Here is a 17,402-nt window from a genome sequence, read left to right as displayed (position 1 = left end):
TGTATCGCAGAACCGGCACAGACGGGCGGGCAAAGTTCATGTCCTTTGCAAAAGCGTAACAGATACGCAACAGCGTGCGCGGGGCGCAAAAAAAGGTGCGCCCGTTAAGGCGCACCAAACAGCAAAATCAGCATTGCGGGGTGAATTACCCCTTGCCTTTTACACTGCTGATAAAGGTTGAACGGGCAGTTTTAGATCCGAGGCTTTCTGCTTCGTTGAGCAATTTCAGGGCTTTGTCGATCTCGCCTTTGGCGACGGCCTGACGGATACCCTGGTTAAAGTAGTTTTCGGTTTCGTTCAGCACCGGCTCTTTCTTCACTGCCGGAGCTGGTGCCGGGGCTGGCGCAGCAACAGGTGCAGCCGGTGCGTTGTAAGCGGTTGCCGGGGCGGCGGTATTGCCCACCGTCACCGGATCCGGGCCGGAGGAGCCAAACAGCGGGCCGACCAGCACGCTGGAGCCGCTGTTGGTTTTCACTTTCAGCGTCAGCTTGCCATCGGTGACGTGGCGCGCCAGCGGATCGGGAATATCCGGGATCGCGTTACCCGCGCCTTTGGCATAGGCTTTCGCCGGGTTGATCAGTTTGGTGGTCTTTTGCAAATCCTGATCGCGGGTAAAGGCCAGCACGTAGATTTTTTGCTGACCCAGCGCAGGCGTCAGGCGGATCACGCCTTCCAGCCGATCGGCGCTCATCACGCCCGGTTCCTGATAGGTGAAATAGTCGCTCGGGAAGAAAGCGGATGGCGTCATGTTCTGATCGAGGATCAGCACGTTCGGCGCAAAGACCTGCGTTTGTTTATCCACTTCGCTGGTCAGCGTCAGCGTAAGTTCACCGATATTGGCCGGCACGCTCCAGGCGATCACCGGGCCGCTGATCCCCGGCACGTTAATGGTTTGTCCGCCGGCCGCTACTGTGGTGGTCTGGGCTTTGGACTGGTTAACCGGCGTCCAGGTCAGTTTTTGCAGCTCCGCCGCCGGAATAGCCGGGGCGCTGCTGGTGTTTTGTGGAACAAAGTTGACGTCCGCCAGCGCGGAAAGCGGGCATGCCGCCAGCAGGCTGGCGCTCAGACAGAATGCGACGAGACTTTTTTTCATTTTCATTGTTTTCACCTCTGAATTCACAGGTGCCACGGTTGCCAGGCAATAGCGCGCGTCACCCAAAGGGTTGAGGGGCTTGCGCCCCTCTTTTGGTCATTACGTCAGGTTAACGGGGGATTACCACCAGATTTCCATCTGCGCGCCGAAGGTCACTTCGTCGTTGTCGCCACGGCTGAAGGTACGGGCGGAGGTATCGTTGTACGCTAAACCACTGGTATAACCGGCAGCGGTATCCGCGTTGGTGTTAGCGTAACCCCATTTCTCATCCCACTTCGCATAGGTGGCGAATACGCGGATAGCCGGGCGGGACCAGATGCTGTCGCCAGCCTGCCATTGTTGCGCGAGGGTGATTTTGTACTGGTTGTTGGTGTCGTCGGTACGCTGTGATTTCACGTTGTCGTAGCCCACTTCCAGCAGGGTGCTCATGATCGGCGTCCATTTGAACATCGGGCGCACGCCCACGGTCCACCAGCGGGTGCCGTTGTTGTCATCACGGTCGATATCCTGATACATACCGACGTACATCAGATCCCAGCGATCGGCCAGGGTGATCGCACCGTGATCCAGCAAGCGGATCATGCTGCCATCGTTATTGATGCTGCCGCCTTCCGGACGGCCTTTGCCGTTGGAGGTCATTGAGTCGGTGGCGTACTGCACCACAAACTTGTTAAAGCCTTTCATCATGCTCTGGGTATGTTCAGCGGTGAACATCCAGCCATCTTTCGAGCCGCCCTGACGCAGCGTGTAGTTGTCCGGCAGGTTGGTGTGACCGTAGTCAACGCCCAGTTCCAGTACGCCGTCGGTGTTAGTTTCCAGACCTGCTAAACGCACGTCGAACACGTCGTTCGGCACATCGTTGTTATAAGTTCTTTCACCCGTCACCGGATCGCGCTCTGCCGATGCGGAAGAACCGCCGGATTCCGTAGAACGGGTTGCAGCGAAGGAAAGTTTACCGATACCAACGTCAATGTTTTCCAGACCTGCGCCCGGACCGGAGATATCCCAGTAGTAGAAGTCGATCATGTGCACGTCATGACGCTGATAGAAGCGCTTACCGGCCCAGATGTTCGCGCCTGGCAGAGAATCGATCAGGTTTTTACCCACAACGTTGAATTCGCGGATCGCCGGGGTATTGCTGTCTTCCCAGTCGTTCAGCTGTGAGGAGTTATAGGCAATGTTGGAGTCGAAATAGAAGCTCTTATCGCCCTCTTTCCATACTTCCTGGCCTAATTTGATTTCGGCGTAAGTGTCACATTCGTTACCGAGACGGTATTTGGACTGTGCGCCAGTTGCCTGGAAGCATTGTTGCGGGCCGCCGCTACCGGTCCAGCCGATACCAGAACGGGCATAACCTTTGAAGTCGACCGCGCCAGCGTGAGCAGACAGAATGCCTGCTGTAACGGCGATAGCCAGTGGAAGTTTGCGCAGAGTAATCATCGTTCTATCTCCTGAGAGCATTGCTTTTCTTTTTACACTTCATCATTCAGGTTGCCTCTTTGTTGGCTACGTTCATTCACCCCAGTCACGTACTTATGTACGCTCCCGGGGATTCATTCTCTTGCCGCCTCGATGCACCCTGAATGATTTTGTGTAAGTTATGGGAATGCTTAAACGCCTGGCTCTTTGTGCAACCGACGACAAGCGGTGCCATCCTCACGGAACAGATGGCAACGCTCCGGCGGCAAGCCGATAGCGAATGTGGCACCCTCTTCTACCAACACCACGTCAGCCTGGCGGTAGACCAGGTTTTGACGGATGGCGGGGATCTGAATATGAATTTGCGTTTCGTGGCCCAGCTGTTCGACGACCTGCACCGTGCCTTCCAGCGTGACATCGGCGATATCGCTGGGCAGCAGGTGTTCCGGACGAATGCCAAGGGACATATTGGCGCCGACCTGCACGTCGCTGCTCTCCACCGGCAGCCAGACCTGCTGGCGGTTCGGCAGTTCCACCTGCACCTGATCGATCGCCGTTGCGGTCACTTTCACCGGCAGGAAGTTCATCTTCGGTGAACCGATAAAGCCCGCCACAAAGCGGTCTGCCGGGTAGTGATACAGCTCCAGCGGTTTGCCGACCTGCGCCACGCGCCCGGCGTCCAGCACCACGATTTTGTCGGCCAGCGTCATCGCTTCGACCTGATCGTGGGTCACGTAAATCATCGTGCGTCCCAGCCGCTTGTGCAGGCGGGAGATCTCGATACGCATCTGCACGCGCAGCGCGGCGTCGAGGTTGGACAGCGGTTCATCCAGCAGGAAGACGCGCGGCTCGGCCACCAGCGTACGGCCAATGGCGACACGCTGACGCTGACCGCCGGAGAGCGCCTTCGGCTTACGATCCAACAGATGCCCCAGTTGCAGCACTTCCGCCACCTGGGTAACCCGCTGGTTAATCATCTCTTTTTTGGCGCCCGCCAGCTTCAGACCAAAGGACATGTTCTCCGCCACCGACAGGTGCGGATAGAGCGCATACGACTGGAACACCATGCCGACGCCGCGCTCGGCGGGCGGGATGTCATTCATGCGGGTATCGCCAATCAGTAAATCCCCGCTGGTGATCGTTTCCAGCCCGGCAATCATGCGCAGCAGTGTCGATTTACCGCAGCCCGACGGCCCGACAAACACCACAAACTCGCCTTCATTAATGTCGAGGTTGATGTCTTTCGAAACGACTACGTCGCCCCAGGCTTTCGTTACCTTGCGCAAGTGCACGCTCGCCATGCCCTTCTCCCTTTGTTACTACGCTGAAACCTTCAAGATGCGGGGACTATGCGGGATTGATTGCGCGGGTGGATCCTCCACCCTTCGCTTTTTTATGGGGGAGGAGACGGGAGGATGAGGCGACCGGCTCTGCCCCCACAAGTTCCGTGCTGCAGCGAAATTCGTGATGGCGATTGCAAAAATGGCGGGGTTTTTGTGTGCGCTGCCCCGCATAACTGGGTTTTATGCAAAGCAGATCACACAAAGGAGGGGTGGGGCGTAGGGCGCAGGAGGATGAGAAGCGCTTGCCAAACCAGGAGACTAAGACCCGTTAAGCCACCTCTGTGTACCTGTGTTCGACATCGTCAGAGCACATCACCAAAAAGGACGGGATTTATGAAAATCAAAACTGGCGCAGGCATTCTGGCATTATCCGCGATCGCGACGATGATGCTGACCGCACCGGCTCTCGCCAAAATTGAAGAAGGTAAGCTGGTTATCTGGATCAACGGCGATAAAGGCTATAACGGCCTGGCCGAAGTGGGTAAAAAATTCGAGAAAGACACTGGCATCAAAGTGACCGTTGAACACCCGGATAAACTGGAAGAGAAATACCCGCAGGTGGCGGCCACCGGTGATGGCCCGGACATTATTTTCTGGGCGCACGACCGCTTTGGCGGCTACGCGCAGTCAGGCCTGCTGGCGGAAATTTCCCCGGACAAAGCTTTCCAGGACAAACTCTTCCCGTTCACCTGGGATGCGGTGCGTTACAACGGCAAGATCATCGCCTACCCGATTTCTGTTGAAGCCCTCTCCCTGATTTACAACAAAGATCTCGTCCCGAATCCGCCAAAAACCTGGGAAGAGATCCCGGCGCTGGATAAAGAGCTGAAGGCGAAAGGTAAGAGCGCGCTGATGTTCAACCTCCAGGAGCCGTACTTCACCTGGCCGCTGATCGCCGCCGACGGTGGATATGCGTACAAGTATGAAAACGGCAAGTATGACGTGAAAGATGTCGGCGTCGACAGCGCGGGCGCGAAAGCGGGTCTGACCTTCCTGGTAGATCTGATCAAAAACAAACACATGAACGCGGATACCGATTACTCCATCGCCGAAGCCGCCTTTAACAAAGGCGATACCGCGATGACCATCAACGGGCCGTGGGCATGGGCAAACATCGACAAGAGCAAAGTGAACTACGGCGTGACCATGCTGCCGACCTTCAAAGGCAAAGCCTCTAAGCCGTTCGTTGGCGTACTGAGCGCAGGCATTAACGCCGCCAGCCCGAACAAAGAACTGGCGAAAGAGTTCCTGGAAAACTACCTGCTGACGGACGATGGCCTGGCGGAAGTGAACAAAGACAAGCCGTTAGGCGCGGTGGCCCTGAAATCCTATCAGGATCAGTTAGCGAAGGATCCGCGCATTGCCGCCACCATGGCAAACGCGCAGACCGGTGAAATCATGCCGAACGTGCCGCAGATGTCGGCCTTCTGGTATGCCGTACGCACCGCAGTGATCAACGCTGCCAGCGGTCGCCAGACCGTTGACGCCGCGCTGAAAGATGCACAGGCCCGTGTAACTAAGTAAGTAATAAATGTAGGCCTGATAAGCGCAGCGCCATCAGGCGCAGTTGCCGGATGGCGACGCCATGCGTCTTATCCGGCCTACAGGTTTTCACAGTGGTAGAGGATGAATCCCCATGGATGTCGTTAGAAAGAGTCATTGGTGGCAAAGCGAGATCGTAAAATGGGCAACCATCGCCCTGCTCGGCCTGCTGGTGGCCTGGCTTGTGGTTTTAATGTACGCCCAGGGGGAGTACCTGTTTGCCATCATGACGCTGATTTTAAGCTCTGCTGGCCTGTATATTTTCGCGAATCGCAAAACCTACGCCTGGCGCTATGTCTATCCTGGCGTGGCGGGTATGGGGCTGTTCGTATTGTTCCCGCTGGTCTGTACCATCGCCATCGCCTTCACCAACTACAGCAGCACCAACCAGCTCACCCAGGAGCGGGCGCAAGAGGTGCTGATGGATCGCGTTTATCAGGCCGGAAAGTCATTTAATTTTGGACTTTACCCGGCGGGTAGTGACTGGATCCTGGCGCTCACCGACGGTGAAAGCGGCAAAAATTATGTCTCGGACGCCTTCAGGTTCGGCGGCGAGCAGACGCTGAAGCTGAAAGAAGCCCCCGCCCTGCCGGAAGGCGAACGCGGCAATCTGCGCGTGATCACCCAGAATCGTCAGGCGCTGAACCAGCTGACCGCTGTGCTGCCCGACGACAGCAAAGTCATCATGAGTTCACTGCGCCAGTTCTCCGGCACCCGCCCGCTGTATACGCGCGGCGATGACGGCGCGCTGACCAATAATCAGAGCGGCGTGGTGTATCGCCCGAACAATGACATCGGTTATTTCCAGGCCGTTAACGCTGACGGCAACTGGGGCGACGAAAAACTCAGCCCCGGCTATACCGTGACCATCGGCTGGAAGAACTTTATGCGCGTCTTTACCGACGAAGGCATTCAGCAACCTTTCTTCGCCATTTTCGTCTGGACGGTGATTTTCTCACTCCTGACGGTGGTACTGACCGTAGCGGTCGGCATGGTACTGGCCTGCCTGGTGCAGTGGGAATCCCTCAAAGGCAAAGCGCTGTATCGCGTGCTGCTGATCCTGCCCTACGCCGTACCGTCGTTCATCTCGATCCTGATCTTCAAAGGCCTGTTCAACCAGAGCTTCGGGGAGATCAACATGATGCTGAGCGGGCTGTTTGGCATCCGTCCGGCCTGGTTCAGCGATCCGACAACCGCGCGGGCGATGATCGTGATCGTCAATACCTGGCTCGGCTACCCCTACATGATGATCCTCTGCATGGGCCTGCTGAAAGCGATCCCGGACGATCTTTATGAGGCTTCGGCGATGGACGGTGCAAGCCCGTTGCAGAACTTCTTTAAGATCACCTTCCCGCTGCTGATCAAGCCGCTGACGCCGCTGATGATCGCCAGCTTCGCCTTTAACTTTAACAACTTCGTGCTGATCCAGCTGTTAACCAATGGCGGCCCGGACCGGCTCGGCACCACCACGCCTGCGGGCTATACCGATTTGCTGGTCAGCTATACCTATCGCATCGCCTTTGAAGGCGGCGGCGGACAGGACTTTGGCCTGGCGGCGGCTATCGCCACGCTGATTTTCCTGCTGGTGGGGGCGCTTGCCATCATCAACCTGAAAGCCACACGCATGAAATTTGACTAAGGAGGGCACTGTAAATGGCTATGGTACAACCCAAATCACAAAAGCTGCGCCTTCTGATCACGCACCTCGGGCTGCTGATTTTTATCGCCGCGATCATGTTCCCGCTGCTGATGGTCATCGCGATTTCGCTGCGTCCGGGCAACTTCGCCACCGGCAGCCTGATCCCGGATCAGATTTCCTGGGAGCACTGGAAACTGGCGCTCGGCTTCAGCATTGAGCACGCCGATGGTCGCGTAACGCCGCCGCCGTTCCCGGTGCTGTTATGGCTGTGGAACTCGATCAAAATCGCGGCCATCACCGCCATCGGCATTGTGGCGCTGTCCACCACCTGCGCCTACGCTTTTGCCCGTATGCGTTTTCCGGGCAAAGCCACGCTGCTGAAAAGTATGCTGATTTTCCAGATGTTCCCGGCTGTGCTGTCGCTGGTGGCGCTTTATGCCCTCTTCGACCGCCTCGGGCAGTACATTCCGTTTATCGGGCTGAACACCCACGGCGGGGTGATCTTCGCCTATCTGGGCGGCATCGCGCTGCATGTGTGGACGATTAAAGGCTATTTTGAAACCATTGATGGTTCGCTGGAAGAAGCGGCGTCGCTGGATGGCGCAACGCCATGGCAGGCGTTCCGTCTGGTGCTGTTGCCGCTCTCTGTACCTATTCTGGCGGTGGTGTTTATTCTGTCGTTTATCGCCGCTATTACCGAAGTTCCGGTCGCCTCGCTGTTACTGCGTGATGTTAACAGCTACACACTGGCGGTCGGTATGCAGCAATATCTCAATCCGCAAAACTATCTGTGGGGCGACTTTGCCGCTGCGGCTGTACTTTCTGCAATCCCCATCACCGTGGTGTTCCTGCTGGCACAACGCTGGCTGGTGAATGGCCTGACGGCGGGCGGGGTGAAAGGCTGAGTTTCATCGTGATATGCCACTGTTATCCTCAACTTGTATTGTTGCGTTACTTTTGCTTGTCAGGCGGCCCGCAGGCCGCCTTTTTTTATTCGCGCTTGAGCCGTTTCGAGTTACACAGCCATAACGTCAGGACCAGCAGCAGGATCGCCGCGGAGTAGATCAGCACGTCCATCGGCGATTTATGATCGACGATGATCAGCCGCACGATGGCGGTAATGCCGATATAGATAAAATAGCGCAGCGGAAAGTGATAACCGGACTGAAAGTATTTCACGATCAGCGCGATAAATTCGAAGTAGAGAAAATAAACCACCAGCCCTTCTACCAGCTCATATTTGCTGGTGCGCTCCGGCGCAAAAAGCACATCTGCCAGATGCAGCGTCTCTTTGCCAAGAAAGACCACCAAGATCAGGCCAAGGCTGAGCAGACCTAAACTGAGCACAGTCTGCAAAATGGTGGAGATGAACTCAACGCGGGGACGACTTAGCGATGTCATACAGCACCTCATTACAGTGACGAGCTTACTGTATAGCGCAGAAATGTGATCTGGATCTACTTTTTTATTTTGCGGTAATGCCCGGTGGCGCTGCGCTTACCGGGCCTACTGAGTGGATGTAGGCCGGGCAAGCGCAGCGCCGCCCGGCACGTTATTAGCGGAAGTTAATGGAGCGATCGCTGGTCATATCATACAGCTGGAATTTACGGCCCAGCATCTGACCACCGTCACGCGTCAGCGGTGTCCAGCCGATGCCAGCGCGGCTGCGGGTCGGGCCGGTCGAGAACAGATCCAGCGGTATCGAGACATAGACGCCTTTGGTGAAGTCGCCTTCGCCGTACTCTTCAGGCGACACGTTGGTGATGGTGGCATAGGTGCCCACCACGACGCCGCTGTCGAAGTGTTTCGCCACTTCCAGGGTGCCGCCCTTATCGCCTGCCAGATACTGCCCGACGCTGGCCTTGATCAGCACATCCTGCGCGAACGGCAGCGTCCAGTAGGCGGTGAGATGGCCGGTTTTCACACTGTAATCGGTGAACTTCATCATCTCTTTCGGACCGCGCCAGTCACGCTGTTTCACGTAGTTGGCATCAATGCCGAACGCCCAGTTGCTGTCCACCGGACGCCACAGCACTTCGGCGCCTGCGCCACCGTACATGGTTTCCAGATAGCCGCCGTACACCTGGCCGTAGAAGCCGTTGCCGAGATACTGGAAGTAGTTGGCCTGCATGTTGTTAACGTAGTAGTCGTTTTCAACGTAATCACGCACATGGGTACGCACGCGCGGCAGCAGCGAATCCTTCGGCGGGTTGGTGTAGTTGAATTTGTCGTAGTTGTTGGCGATGTTGCCGAACAGACTGCCGGTGGTCAGCAGGTGGTCGGTCAGCCACAGATCGGCAGTCGCCATCACGCCCAGCTGGTACATGTAGAAGCTTTCCGGGCCGCCTACGGACTGGTTGAGCACCGGATCGATATGAAAATCGAAACGGGATTTTTCGATATACCAGCCCTGCTCGGTGGAGTCCGGCACCTCCGGCTCAACACGTTTTTGCACCAGTTCGGTTTCATGTCCCAGCGGCTCGCCCTGTAAATGGCGTTGCAGGCTGGCGACGTCGGTTTCAGTGGTCACCTGCGGCATGTTCAGACGATTTTCCGTCACGCGGATGGTGCGAATGCCGTCCGGCAAATCGTTCATGATGATGCGGTTGGCGCGCTCGATCCCTTCCTGCGAGTCGCGGTATTTCACCTGCTCGCCGGTAACGTACAGGGTATCGTCTTTCACCTGAATCTGCGGATCCGCAAGGCCCGCGTTATATTTCAGCAGCGTCAGCTGATTCGCCACCACAGAATGTTGCAGGATGGCGTCCTGCGGCTGCGGCTGGTATTGCGGACGGGCGTTATCGTTATAGCTTGGGCGCAAATCGTTAAAGTTATTACGCAGCGTGACGCCAAACATGAAGGTGTTGCCGCGCTCATAGCTGACATTGACGTCGGCCCAGTCGGTGACGCGATAAATCGCCCCGACGTTGAAGTTGCTGCGTTGCGGCAGTTTGCCCGCGAAGTCCTGCTCGTAGTTGTTACCTTCATATTCCAGCTTCAGGCGCAGCGGCTGCCACGGCGTCTGGTACTCTACGCCGCCGAACAGCGAAGTCGGCCCGTGGAACATCTGGCTGGCATCCACAGAGCCGGCCTGATTGTAGCTGTTATCGCGTACGCAATATTTATTGCTGTAGGTACAGAGCGGGTTTTTGATGTTGCCCGAGGTGCCAAGATAGCCCCAGCCGAGGCCGAGCGAGAAATCAAAGGGTCCCCAGGCTTTGTTCGCCACGATGTATTCGGCGTCAAACAGGCCGGTACCGCCGATATCGCGCGCGCCCACCGCCACCTGCGGCAGCCAGTAACCCTCTTCCCACAGGCGCAGTTTTAAATCGAAGGCTTTATCTTTGTAAGTCTGGTCGCCGGAAAACGCATCCACGCTGCTGTACTGACGGGTACGCACGTCGGTATAGCGCAGAGTGGTTTCCAGCCACGGGAAAAGCTGCACCGAGCCGGAATAGTAGCGGTACTGATCGTTATCGCGATAGTTGAGGCTGATCTCGCCTTCACGCGCCATGCGCGCCGTGGGCGTCTGCAACAGGCCAACGCCGCCAAAATCGGACTGCGACGGGCCAATGGGGGCCGGATAGGTTTCTGCATGGCACGCCGCGTTCACCCCCAGCGCCAGCAGACTGTAGAGATAGATTTTTTTCATTAATCCGGGATCCGATGCGTGAGGGAGTAAAGAATATCGGCGTTAATTTCTTCGTACTGGCTGCTCCAGATCGAGTCGGCAAAGCCGACCAGGATCACGCTGCCCGGCATCGGCTCGACATGCCGCCGGTTCCAGTACGCCACAGGCACATTCTCGGTACGCCCGTCAGGGTAAATCACCCACGCATAGCTTCGTTCCGCGCCGCTGAGCAGGCTCATGTCATCGAGATAGCCCGCCACATCGCGCCCGGGCTGAAAGGGCTTCTTACCGGGGCTGCTGATAAGCCCCGCGACCGTCACGGTAGCAGGCTGCGGCCCCACCCACAGTGTGTACTCACCTTCCAGCGGACGGTTGGCCGTAGGTTCGACGCGCACCCGATCCGGATCGAGCGGCACCAGCTGACGTCCGGTCACTTTCACCGCCTGCAACTGACGGCGCACGCTGTTAATGGCGGCGGCATCGTCGCCCTCTTCTTCACTCGCCAGCGCGCCAAGACGCGCCAGCAGCGCCTGATGACGCTGTTCGGCAATCACCGTGGCTTTGCCTTCGCTGATCACCGCGCCCGGCCACCAGCTGTTTGCCAGCCGGGGCTGCCCGACTAAATCAATCAGAAAAGGGGCATCGGTTAATGTTTTCGGCTGTGTGCTGTCCGGCGAATAAACCTTGATAGTGCCCGCAGCAAAAGCCAGCGGAGGCATCAGGGTTAAAAGTAACGATGTGATAAGTGCCTTCATTTTTCTTTTGCAGCCTTAATCAACATAGTGTTGATGGGGAAATAATCAGCGCCCAGATACTGGGTTGACTGCCTGATTTGCCCTTCACTGTCTATCCAGAAACGGTTAGTCCATGTTTTTTGATCGGTGGTCACTTCTTCTTCCAGCACGCGGACGTCGGTGACATCGCTGCCAAGCGCGAGAGTATCGGTGCCCGCCCAGCGGAAGGTCGATTGCGCGGTGGCGTAACGCACCTGGCCGTGTTCCGTCCAGCCCATCGTCCGCGTCCAGCTTGCGCCGTCCCGCACCTGATTGGGTTTGGTCAGCGGATCGGCGGCGAGATTGTTCACCTCGATAAGGTTATCCTGGCCGATCAGGGTCTTAACGATGCGCCCATGCTGAGTCACGATAGTGGCCTGATCCTGCGTCACCCATTTCAGCTGGCCGTTTTCTGAGAACGCCAGCACCACAAATAACTGCGGTCCGCCGTTGAGCTGCATGTACTGGCTCGCGTAGGGCATGTCCGCGATGTCTTCATCCGTGAGATGGACGCCAGGGGTGCCGAACATGCTATCCCACAGCGCGCTTCCCAGTCCTTTGGTCGTGCCGGAGCACGCCTGAAGCAACAGACAAAGCAGAACAATTCCGGCTCGCTTCACAACAATTCTCCAGGGTCAAAATAACCACACCGAAGTGTGGTTATGGTTAATGTACCCCCGATTACTGGGTACTTGTGGTCGTTGTAGTGGTGGTTCCGGTATTGGATCCATCACCACCGCCGGTCGCTGCGAGCGCGACACCCACCGCAGAACTCACGGTGCTGACGCTTGTCGCAGACGAGCTGCCCGCCGATACCGACGTTGCAGCCGACCCTGCAGCTTCACCGACTTGCACCGGTGCCGCAAACGCAGACGTCGCCGCCAGCGCTGAAATGGCAAAAATGCCATACAGGACTTTACGCATATCAATTTCCCTTCATTGAATGAATGGATTTTTTACCCGAGAGAGACTCAGGCGCGATCGAGTATACACAACTAAGGCAGGCGAATTACGTAGCAGGGAAATAGCCACAGGGTTTTAAGATAATTGGACAATGGCCTGCGGTCAAACCGCTTCACTTAATTTTAATATATTTAAATTCAAAAGGATAAAATAGAGGTGCTGAGGATTTAAGCTACGTATTATCCTAAAATAACCCTCAGGTAATAACAGGTCATTCTGGATTTTCAGATTAAACTCAATACAGGAATTTGCAGCAAGGCACAGACAACGGGAATTATCCGATAAGAAAAGCCGATACTAATATCGGCTTTTAGTATAGATGGATATTTTAAATAGCCCGGCGACGCTACGCCTGCACGGGCCTGCAATGCCTTATTTACGCCAGGACTTGTAGCGGTTGATCAGGCCATTGGTTGAGCTGTCGTGGCTGCTGATTTCTTTTTCATCGCCCAGCTCCGGCAGGATGCGGTTCGCCAGCTGCTTACCAAGCTCTACGCCCCACTGGTCAAAGGTGAAGATGTTGAGGATCGCGCCCTGGGTGAAGATTTTGTGCTCATAGAGCGCAATCAGCGCGCCCAGGCTTGCCGGCGTGATTTCGCGCAGCAGGATGGAGTTGGTCGGGCGGTTGCCTTCGAACACTTTAAACGGCACCACGTGCTCCAGCGTTTTCGGATCTTTACCCTGGTCGGCATATTCCTGCTCAACCACCTCACGGGATTTACCAAACGCCAGCGCTTCGGTCTGAGCGAAGAAGTTAGACAGCAGCTTCGGATGGTGATCAGACAGCGGGTTATGGGTGATTGCCGGGGCGATGAAATCGCACGGCACCATTTTGGTTCCCTGGTGGATCAGCTGATAGAACGCGTGCTGGCCGTTGGTGCCCGGCTCACCCCAGATGATCGGGCCAGTCTGGTAATCCACCGGATTACCGTTACGGTCAACATACTTACCGTTGGATTCCATGTTGCCCTGCTGGAAGTACGCGGCAAAACGGTGCATGTACTGGTCGTACGGCAGGATCGCTTCGGTTTCAGCGCCGAAGAAGTTGTTGTACCAGATGCCGATCAGCGCCAGCAGGACCGGCAGGTTTTGCTCCGGCGCGGTGGTGGAGAAGTGCTTATCCATCGCGTGCGCGCCGGACAGCAGTTCCACAAAGTTGTCAAAGCCAACGGACAGGATGATCGACAGACCAATCGCTGACCACAGGGAGTAACGGCCGCCCACCCAGTCCCAGAACTCGAACATATTGGCGGTATCAATACCAAATTCGCCTACTGCTTTCGCATTGGTGGAGAGCGCGGCGAAGTGTTTCGCAACGTGCTGCTGATCGCCGGCGGTTTTCAGGAACCATTCGCGAGCGCTCAGGGCGTTGGTCATGGTTTCCTGGGTGGTGAAGGTTTTGGACGCCACGAGGAACAGCGTGCTTTCCGGGTTCACTTTCTTCAGCACTTCCGCGATGTGGGTGCCATCGACGTTAGAGACAAAGTGCATGTTGAGGTGGTTTTTGTACGGGCGCAGCGCTTCGGTCACCATGAACGGGCCGAGGTCGGAGCCGCCGATACCAATGTTCACCACGTCGGTGATCGGCTTGCCGGTATAGCCTTTCCAGCTACCGGAAATGATCGCTTCCGAGAAGGCTTTCATTTTTTCCAGCACTGCGTTCACTTCCGGCATCACATCTTTGCCGTCAACGAGGATTGGCGTATTGCTGCGGTTACGCAGCGCGACGTGCAACACCGCGCGATCTTCCGTGCGGTTGATCTTCTCACCGGAGAACATGGATTTGATGGCGCCAGCCAGATCGGTTTCTTTGGCCAGATCCTGTAACAGGGAGAGCGTTTCTTCAGTGATGCGGTTTTTGGAGAAATCCACCAGCATCTGATCGTTAAAGGTGGCGGAGAACTTCGCGAAACGATCGCTGTCCTGCGCGAAGAGCTCGGCGATGGTCACATCTTTCATCGCCTCATAGTGTTTTTGCAGTGCCTGCCAGGCAGAAGTTTGCTTCGGGTTAATGTTTTTCATGGCAATACTCTTCTGATTTGAGAATGTTAACTGCGGTCGATTGTAGCGCCTGCGCACAAAAATTGTGATGGTTTTTGTGTAATGGGGATCGTCGCGTTAAGAGGAAGGCCCGCGCAAAGTATAGCCGTTATAAGTTAATTTCCTGGGCGGCTGGATAACATGAATAATCCGCATAATCCCGGCGTTGACACTGCCCGCCGCACCTTTTATTTATAAATACGGTATTTGCGCCAGCACCGGTTTTCGATATGCCCTTGTGCCATGGTCGCTTTTTCTCTCCCTGACACGAGGTCGTTATGACAGAAGCTGTATCCCCGCTCATCGTCGCCAAATTCGGCGGCACCAGCGTTGCCGATTTTGATGCCATGAACCGCAGCGCCGATGTGGTGCTCTCTGACGACAGCGTGCGCCTGGTGGTGCTCTCAGCGTCAGCGGGCGTCACCAACCTGCTGGTGGCGCTGGCAGAGGGGCTTGAAGCCACTGAGCGCTTCGTGAAGCTGGACGCCATTCGCAAAATCCAGTTCGACATTCTGGAGCGTATGCGCAATCCGAACGTCATCCGCGAGGAAATCGACCGCCTGCTGGAAAACATCACCACGCTGGCGGAAGCGGCGTCGCTGGCCACCTCTACCGCGCTGACCGATGAACTGGTCAGCCATGGCGAATTAATGTCCACCCTGCTGTTTGTAGAGATCCTGCGTGAGCGCAACGTCGACGCCCGCTGGTTTGACGTGCGTAAAATCATGCGCACCAGTGACCGCTTTGGCCGTGCCGAGCCGGACGTCACCGCGCTGGCGGAGCTGGCGAAACAACAGCTTGCGCCGCGTCTGGAAGAAGGCCTGGTGATCACCCAGGGCTTTATCGGCAGCGAATCCAAAGGCCGTACCACCACGCTTGGTCGCGGCGGCAGCGATTACACGGCGGCACTGCTGGCAGAAGCGCTGCACGCCACCCGCGTTGATATCTGGACGGATGTACCGGGCATCTACACCACCGATCCGCGCGTGGTGCCAGCGGCAAAACGCATCGACGAAATCGCCTTTGAAGAAGCCGCCGAAATGGCGACCTTCGGCGCGAAAGTGCTGCACCCGGCAACCCTGCTGCCCGCCGTGCGCAGCGATATACCGGTGTTTGTCGGTTCAAGCAAAGATCCGCAGGCAGGCGGCACGCTGGTATGCAATGAAACGCAAAACCCGCCGCTGTTCCGCGCGCTGGCGCTGCGTCGTAAGCAGACGCTGGTCACTCTGCACAGCCTGAACATGCTGCACTCCCGCGGTTTTCTGGCGGAGGTATTCGGCATCCTCGCCCGTCACAATATTTCCGTGGATCTGATCACCACCTCCGAAGTCAGCGTGGCGCTGACGCTGGACACCACCGGCTCCACCTCCACCGGCGATACGCTGCTGACGCAATCGCTGCTGATGGAGCTGTCGGCCCTGTGCCGTGTGGAAGTGGAAGAAAATCTCGCGCTGGTGGCGCTGATCGGCAACGATCTGTCGAAAGCCTGCGGCGTGGGCAAAGAGGTGTTTGGCGTGCTGGAGCCGTTCAATATCCGCATGATTTGCTATGGCGCATCCAGCCATAACCTGTGCTTCCTGGTGCCGGGCGGCGAGGCTGAGCAGGTCGTGCAGAAACTGCATCACAATTTATTTGAGTAAGAGTGCTGCTGTCGTTTATCACGCCTTGCTGCCGGGTTTTTACCCGGCATTTTTTTGTGCGACGAAGGTTACTGCATGGATCGCGTTCATCACGTACACTCGTGGCACTTTCCCCAGGAGATCGTCACCATGGCTATTGCAAGACTGACACAACAAGATATGACGGAAAGTGAACAGCGCGAGCTGAAAACACTGCTCGACCGCGCACGCATATCACACGGGCGTCTGCTCACCAATTCTGAAACCAATCATGTGAAAAAAGAGTACATCGATAAACTGATGGCGGAGCGTGAAGCGGCGGCCAAAAAGGCGCGACAGGCGAAGAAGCAAAAAGCCTATAAACCGGACGCGGAGGCGACCTATTCCTGGTCTGCCAATACCTCCACGCGCGGCAAGCGTTAGGGTTTAGCGGCCTTTTTTCTTACGGCCCGGCTGCACGAAGCGTTTGCCGGCAGGTTTCGCCCGGCTTTTGTCGTCGGGCTTCGCGGCTTTCGCCGCAGGCGCTTTCGCGGACTGGGCCTTCGGTTTGGCTTTTCCTTTCGGCTTTGCTTCCGAACTGGAATTTTCAATCAGCTTAAACAGGCCAATCAGCTCATCGTCCGTCAGATCGCGCCACTCCCCCTGCGGTAATCCGCTGAGACTGACGTTCATGATGCGCGTGCGCTCCAGCTTCGTCACTTCATAACCGAAATGTTCGCACATGCGGCGGATCTGACGGTTCAGCCCCTGAACCAGCGTAATACGGAAGGTAAAGGGCGCTTCCTTTTTGACTTTGCACTTTTTGGTTACCGTACCGAGGATCGGCACGCCTGCGCCCATGCCGCGAATAAACTCATCGGTAACCAGTTTGTTGACCGTCACCAGATACTCTTTTTCGTGATCGTTACCGGCGCGCAGGATTTTATTCACCAGATCGCCGTGGTTGGTGAGGAAAATCAGCCCCTGCGAGTCTTTATCCAGACGCCCGATGGGGAAAACGCGCTTACTGTGGTTCACGAAATCCACAATGTTGTCTTTTTCGCTGTCTTCCGTGGTGCTGACGATCCCCACGGGTTTATTCAGCGCGATAAACACCAAATCTTCCGCTTCCCGCGGCTCAATCAACTGACCGTTAACTTTTACCACATCGCCGGGAGAGACCTGGTCGCCAATAGCGGCGCGTTTGCCGTTAATAAAGACGTTTCCCTGCTCGATGTAACGGTCAGCCTCGCGACGCGAGCAGATCCCGCTTTCGCTAATGTATTTGTTTAATCGGGTTGATGAGTCTGGCAGCATAAATTCTCCTGTAAAAGCGGAATATACCTTACCTGCCGCGTCAG

15 protein-coding genes are annotated in these 17,402 nt (G+C 56.4%); 5 read left to right on the top strand and 10 right to left on the bottom strand.

What is annotated here, in order from left to right:
• Nucleotides 1-145: 145 nt before the first annotated feature.
• The 3 genes from malM to malK all read right to left on the bottom strand — a co-directional run bounded on the left by malM (nt 146) and on the right by malK (nt 3,813).
• On the bottom strand, nt 146-1,099 hold the full coding sequence (gene malM, locus ACQUTD_RS16020; RefSeq protein WP_473276882.1) for a maltose operon protein MalM: 954 nt from the start codon (nt 1,097-1,099) through the stop codon (nt 146-148).
• Nucleotides 1,100-1,213: 114 nt separating this feature from the next.
• On the bottom strand, nt 1,214-2,533 hold the full coding sequence (locus ACQUTD_RS16015) for a maltoporin (RefSeq protein WP_475566639.1): 1,320 nt from the start codon (nt 2,531-2,533) through the stop codon (nt 1,214-1,216).
• 170 nt (nt 2,534-2,703) lie between these two features.
• On the bottom strand, nt 2,704-3,813 hold the full coding sequence (gene malK / locus ACQUTD_RS16010; protein WP_072570180.1) for a maltose/maltodextrin ABC transporter ATP-binding protein MalK: 1,110 nt from the start codon (nt 3,811-3,813) through the stop codon (nt 2,704-2,706).
• A 375-nt stretch (nt 3,814-4,188) separates the two neighbouring features.
• Between malK and malE the strand changes: the two genes are divergently transcribed.
• The 3 genes from malE to malG all read left to right on the top strand — a co-directional run bounded on the left by malE (nt 4,189) and on the right by malG (nt 7,941).
• Complete coding sequence (gene malE, locus ACQUTD_RS16005) at nt 4,189-5,379, top strand: maltose/maltodextrin ABC transporter substrate-binding protein MalE (protein WP_072570178.1); 1,191 nt, start codon at nt 4,189-4,191, stop codon at nt 5,377-5,379.
• Between the two features lie 112 nt (nt 5,380-5,491).
• Nucleotides 5,492-7,036, top strand: coding sequence for a maltose ABC transporter permease MalF (malF, locus tag ACQUTD_RS16000; RefSeq protein WP_473276886.1), 1,545 nt, complete (start codon nt 5,492-5,494; stop codon nt 7,034-7,036).
• Between the two features lie 14 nt (nt 7,037-7,050).
• The gene (gene malG, locus ACQUTD_RS15995) at nt 7,051-7,941 is read left to right on the top strand and encodes a maltose ABC transporter permease MalG (RefSeq protein WP_318364167.1); all 891 of its coding nucleotides are present in this window, start codon (nt 7,051-7,053) and stop codon (nt 7,939-7,941) included.
• Nucleotides 7,942-8,026: 85 nt separating this feature from the next.
• Here malG and psiE read toward each other — a convergent pair whose 3' ends face one another.
• The 6 genes from psiE to pgi form a co-directional block, all read right to left on the bottom strand.
• Complete coding sequence (psiE, locus tag ACQUTD_RS15990) at nt 8,027-8,437, bottom strand: phosphate-starvation-inducible protein PsiE (protein WP_072570175.1); 411 nt, start codon at nt 8,435-8,437, stop codon at nt 8,027-8,029.
• Between the two features lie 154 nt (nt 8,438-8,591).
• Complete coding sequence (locus ACQUTD_RS15985; RefSeq protein ID WP_473277436.1) at nt 8,592-10,688, bottom strand: YjbH domain-containing protein; 2,097 nt, start codon at nt 10,686-10,688, stop codon at nt 8,592-8,594.
• Nucleotides 10,688-11,422: a capsule biosynthesis GfcC D2 domain-containing protein gene (locus tag ACQUTD_RS15980; RefSeq protein WP_318372943.1), complete on the bottom strand. Its 735-nt coding sequence runs from the start codon at nt 11,420-11,422 to the stop codon at nt 10,688-10,690. The genes ACQUTD_RS15985 and ACQUTD_RS15980 overlap by 1 nt, the downstream gene beginning before the upstream one ends.
• Entirely contained in the window at nt 11,419-12,060 is a 642-nt protein-coding gene (locus ACQUTD_RS15975; RefSeq protein ID WP_072570169.1) for a YjbF family lipoprotein, read from the bottom strand. The genes ACQUTD_RS15980 and ACQUTD_RS15975 overlap by 4 nt, the downstream gene beginning before the upstream one ends.
• A 61-nt stretch (nt 12,061-12,121) precedes the next feature.
• Nucleotides 12,122-12,364, bottom strand: coding sequence for an exopolysaccharide production protein YjbE (gene yjbE / locus ACQUTD_RS15970; RefSeq protein ID WP_072570168.1), 243 nt, complete (start codon nt 12,362-12,364; stop codon nt 12,122-12,124).
• A gap of 411 nt (nt 12,365-12,775) precedes the next feature.
• A complete protein-coding gene (gene pgi / locus ACQUTD_RS15965; RefSeq protein WP_321988432.1) occupies nt 12,776-14,425 on the bottom strand; it encodes a glucose-6-phosphate isomerase in 1,650 nt (549 codons plus the stop codon).
• Between the two features lie 296 nt (nt 14,426-14,721).
• Between pgi and lysC the strand changes: the two genes are divergently transcribed.
• On the top strand, nt 14,722-16,083 hold the full coding sequence (gene lysC / locus ACQUTD_RS15960) for a lysine-sensitive aspartokinase 3 (protein ID WP_473277437.1): 1,362 nt from the start codon (nt 14,722-14,724) through the stop codon (nt 16,081-16,083).
• A 129-nt stretch (nt 16,084-16,212) separates the two neighbouring features.
• Entirely contained in the window at nt 16,213-16,485 is a 273-nt protein-coding gene (locus ACQUTD_RS15955; protein ID WP_072570165.1) for a YjbD family protein, read from the top strand.
• A 3-nt stretch (nt 16,486-16,488) separates the two neighbouring features.
• On the opposite strand, the gene rluF is transcribed toward ACQUTD_RS15955, so the two are convergent.
• Nucleotides 16,489-17,358: a 23S rRNA pseudouridine(2604) synthase RluF gene (gene rluF, locus ACQUTD_RS15950; protein WP_318372947.1), complete on the bottom strand. Its 870-nt coding sequence runs from the start codon at nt 17,356-17,358 to the stop codon at nt 16,489-16,491.
• Nucleotides 17,359-17,402 lie beyond the last annotated feature (44 nt).

The organism is Enterobacter sp. K510 (assembly GCF_055804875.1).
This window is presented reverse-complemented; position numbering and strand designations above follow the sequence as displayed.

Bases quoted from the DNA above. Each gene is read 5' to 3' on its own strand.
- malM (WP_473276882.1), bottom strand. From the start codon at position 1,099: ATGAAAATGAAAAAAAGTCTCGTCGCATTCTGTCTGAGCGCCAGCCTG.
- ACQUTD_RS16015 (WP_475566639.1), bottom strand. From the start codon at position 2,533: ATGATTACTCTGCGCAAACTTCCACTGGCTATCGCCGTTACAGCAGGC.
- malK (WP_072570180.1), bottom strand. From the start codon at position 3,813: ATGGCGAGCGTGCACTTGCGCAAGGTAACGAAAGCCTGGGGCGACGTA.
- malE (WP_072570178.1), top strand. From the start codon at position 4,189: ATGAAAATCAAAACTGGCGCAGGCATTCTGGCATTATCCGCGATCGCG.
- malF (WP_473276886.1), top strand. From the start codon at position 5,492: ATGGATGTCGTTAGAAAGAGTCATTGGTGGCAAAGCGAGATCGTAAAA.
- malG (WP_318364167.1), top strand. From the start codon at position 7,051: ATGGCTATGGTACAACCCAAATCACAAAAGCTGCGCCTTCTGATCACG.
- psiE (WP_072570175.1), bottom strand. From the start codon at position 8,437: ATGACATCGCTAAGTCGTCCCCGCGTTGAGTTCATCTCCACCATTTTG.
- ACQUTD_RS15985 (WP_473277436.1), bottom strand. From the start codon at position 10,688: ATGAAAAAAATCTATCTCTACAGTCTGCTGGCGCTGGGGGTGAACGCG.
- ACQUTD_RS15980 (WP_318372943.1), bottom strand. From the start codon at position 11,422: ATGAAGGCACTTATCACATCGTTACTTTTAACCCTGATGCCTCCGCTG.
- yjbE (WP_072570168.1), bottom strand. From the start codon at position 12,364: ATGCGTAAAGTCCTGTATGGCATTTTTGCCATTTCAGCGCTGGCGGCG.
- pgi (WP_321988432.1), bottom strand. From the start codon at position 14,425: ATGAAAAACATTAACCCGAAGCAAACTTCTGCCTGGCAGGCACTGCAA.
- lysC (WP_473277437.1), top strand. From the start codon at position 14,722: ATGACAGAAGCTGTATCCCCGCTCATCGTCGCCAAATTCGGCGGCACC.
- ACQUTD_RS15955 (WP_072570165.1), top strand. From the start codon at position 16,213: ATGGCTATTGCAAGACTGACACAACAAGATATGACGGAAAGTGAACAG.
- rluF (WP_318372947.1), bottom strand. From the start codon at position 17,358: ATGCTGCCAGACTCATCAACCCGATTAAACAAATACATTAGCGAAAGC.